This is a genomic window from Mesorhizobium sp. Cs1321R2N1 (genome assembly GCF_037179725.1).
Taxonomy (GTDB): Bacteria; Pseudomonadota; Alphaproteobacteria; order Rhizobiales; family Rhizobiaceae; genus Mesorhizobium; species Mesorhizobium salmacidum.
Genome location: NZ_JAPYKP010000270.1, coordinates 1 through 2,939 on the forward strand (window position 1 = coordinate 1; position 2,939 = coordinate 2,939).

The 2,939-nt window shown below is 67.2% G+C and carries 4 protein-coding genes; 3 read left to right on the forward strand and 1 reads right to left on the reverse strand.

The annotated features are described in order from the left end of the window. The 3 genes from O7A61_RS31750 to O7A61_RS31760 all read left to right on the forward strand — a co-directional run. On the forward strand, window positions 1-961 hold a 961-nt coding region (locus tag O7A61_RS31750), incomplete at its 5' end, for a sensor histidine kinase (RefSeq protein ID WP_337133106.1). Then, entirely contained in the window at window positions 958-2,343 is a 1,386-nt protein-coding gene (locus O7A61_RS31755; protein ID WP_337133107.1) for a sigma-54-dependent transcriptional regulator, read from the forward strand. The genes O7A61_RS31750 and O7A61_RS31755, both read left to right, overlap by 4 nt. After that, entirely contained in the window at window positions 2,340-2,768 is a 429-nt protein-coding gene (locus O7A61_RS31760; protein WP_337133108.1) for a GNAT family N-acetyltransferase, read from the forward strand. The genes O7A61_RS31755 and O7A61_RS31760 overlap by 4 nt, the downstream gene beginning before the upstream one ends. Here the strand turns inward: O7A61_RS31760 and O7A61_RS31765 are convergent. Further along, on the reverse strand, window positions 2,769-2,939 hold a 171-nt coding region (locus tag O7A61_RS31765; RefSeq protein WP_337133109.1), incomplete at its 5' end, for an anhydro-N-acetylmuramic acid kinase.

A 2,939-nucleotide genomic window follows, 5' to 3' on the forward strand; every position in this document is an offset into this window, starting at 1 on the left:
GCTGACGCCCGCCGATGCCGCCCTGGCCTCCGCCGCCAACACGGCGCGCCTGACGACACTGCTCGGGCTGCTGCTGATGGGGCTGCTTGCCTATGTGTTCACCCGGCGCCGTCGCACACGCCGGCTGCGGCAGGAGGCGCTGGCGCGCATGAACACCGAGCTCGAGAGCCGCGTCAGCACCCGGACCGCCGAATTGACGCGATCGAACACGGCCCTTGCCGGCGAAATCGCCGAGCGCGAAAACGCCGAGGCCAAGGTCCGCCGGCTGCGCGACGATCTCGCCCAGGCCAACCGGCTCTCCATCCTCGGCCAGATCGCCGCCGGCGTGGCGCATGAGATCAATCAGCCGGTCGCCGCGATCCGCACCTATGCGGAGAATGCCGGCCGCTTTCTCGAGGCCGGCAAGACCGAACCGGCGAGCGGCAATCTGACCTCGATCGTGTCGATGACCGAACGCATCGGCGCCATCACCGGCACGCTGCGCACCTTTGCCCGCCGGCCCGGCACTGCTGCATCGCCTTTGCCGGTGCGCGAGGCGATCGAGGGTGCGCTGTCGCTTCTGTCCGGCCGCATCCGCGATTCCGGCGTCACCATCGTCAGGCCGCGCGGTAACGCATCGCCATTGGTGATGGCAAGCCGCATCCGGCTGGAGCAGATCCTCGTCAACCTGTTGCAGAATGCGCTGGACGCCATGAAGGACCGGCCCGATCCCCGCATCGAGATCGACCTCGCCGAACGTGGCGACAGGGTGCTGATTTCGGTGCGCGACAATGGTCCCGGCCTCGGGCCGGAAGCCGCCGGCAATCTGTTCATGCCGTTCCAGACCACCAAGGAAAAGGGGCTTGGCCTCGGCCTGGTGATTTCGCAGGAGATCGCCCAGGAATTGGGCGGCACGCTGCGGCTCGACCCCGACACGGCCACCGGCGCATCCTTCACCATCGACTTGAGGCGGATCGAATGACGCAGGGATCAGGGCTGGTGGCGCTCGTCGACGACGATGCGGACCTGCTTCATGCCACCACGCAACTGCTCGAACTTGCCGGGTTCACGGTGATCGCGCTCGACGCCGCCGAGGCAGCCCTTGGTGTCGTCGACACGGATTTCGATGGTGTGGTCGTCAGCGATATCCGTATGCCCGGCATGAACGGTCTGCAGCTCTTCGACCGCGTCAAGGCTGTTGACCCCGACTTGCCGGTGATCCTGGTCACCGGGCATGGCGATGTCGATCTTGCCGTCGCCGCGCTCAAGGACGGCGTCTATGATTTCATTCCGAAACCCTATGCGGGGGAGCGCCTGGTCGAGGCCCTGAAGCGGGCATCGGAGAAGCGGCGGCTGGTGATGGAAAACCGGCGGCTGCGCGAAGCCGCGGCACTTGCCGCCGACGGCATGCCGTTGATCGGCGAGGCGCCCGCCATCCGCCGACTGCGTGAAACCTTGCGCCAGATCGCCGACATGGATGTCGACGTGCTGGTGGAAGGCGAGACGGGAACCGGCAAGGAAGTGGTGGCCGACCTCCTGCACCGGTGGGGCCGCCGCCGCGCAAAGCCCTTCGTCGCATTGAACTGCGGCGCTCTGCCCGAAACCGTCATCGAAAGCGAGCTGTTCGGCCATGAGGCCGGCGCTTTCACGGGCGCGCAGCGGCGGCGGATCGGCCGGATAGAGCACTCCAGCGGCGGCACGCTGTTCCTCGACGAGATCGAATCCATGCCGCCGGCGTTGCAGGTCAAGCTCTTGCGGGTGCTGGAGACGCGCAGCCTCACCCCGCTCGGCTCGAACGAGACGCGACGCCTCGATCTCAGGGTCGTCGCGGCGACCAAGGTCGATCTCGGCCGGCCCGACCAGCGCGGCGATTTCCGCGAGGACCTCTATTTCCGCCTCAACGTGGTGACGCTGCGCATTCCGCCCTTGCGGGAGCGGCGCGGCGATATCGCGATGTTGTTCGGCCATTTCCTCGGCAAGGCGGCGGAGCGGTTTGGCCGCCCTGTCGCCAGGGTGAACGCCGCCGTGAGCCATCATCTCCAGGCGCACGGCTGGCCGGGCAACGTGCGCGAGCTCGCACATTTCGCCGATCGCGTCGCGCTCGGACTTGGTCCCGATGACGAAACCAGGGCAGTCGCGCGGCTGCCGGAGCCGGCCGCCGCACTGCCCGAGCGAGTCGGGCAATACGAGGCGCAGCTCATCCGCGACGCGCTGCGCGATCATGGCGGCGACGTGCGCGGCGCCATCGACGCGCTCGGCGTGCCGCGCAAGACGTTCTACGACAAGCTCAAGCGCTATGGCATCGCCGCATCGGACTTCCGCCCTCTCGACGCTTCCAACCGCGCAATCCGGAAAGAGCCATGAACACGACACTTGAAACGACGGCAAATCCCCAGCCGGAAGAACTCGCCTTTCTCAGTGAACGGCTGACGGCGTTCAACGACGGCGATGTCGGCGTGTCCGAAAGGAAGGCGCTGGCCGTGTTCGTGCGCGACGAGGACGGCGCTGTCGTCGCCGGCATCTCGGGCTACACCGCCTGGGGCTGGCTCTACGTGCAGTGGCTGTGGGTCGACGAAAGGCTGCGTGGCCAGCATATGGCAGGCCAGATGCTGGACGCAGCCGAACGCGAAGCCGTGGCGCGCGGCTGCCAAAATGCCTGGATCGACACTTTCAATCCCAACGCCGCCAAGGTCTATCAGCGGCAAGGTTATCAACCTTTTGGGACGCTGGCCGATTTCCCGGTCGGCCGCAGCCGAATTTTCCTGCGGAAGAATCTATCGCCGGCGTGATCAGCCAGCCAGCTTTCCCCCGCGCATCGGCCGCGGTGCGCCGGTCGTGCTCGGGAAACTGATCGGCAGGCCGCGCAGCACGCGCACCGCGAGGAAGGCAAAGCACTCCGCCTCCACCGCGTCGCCGCTCCAACCGAGGCTTTCGGCCAGCACTACCTCGACGCCGGCGCG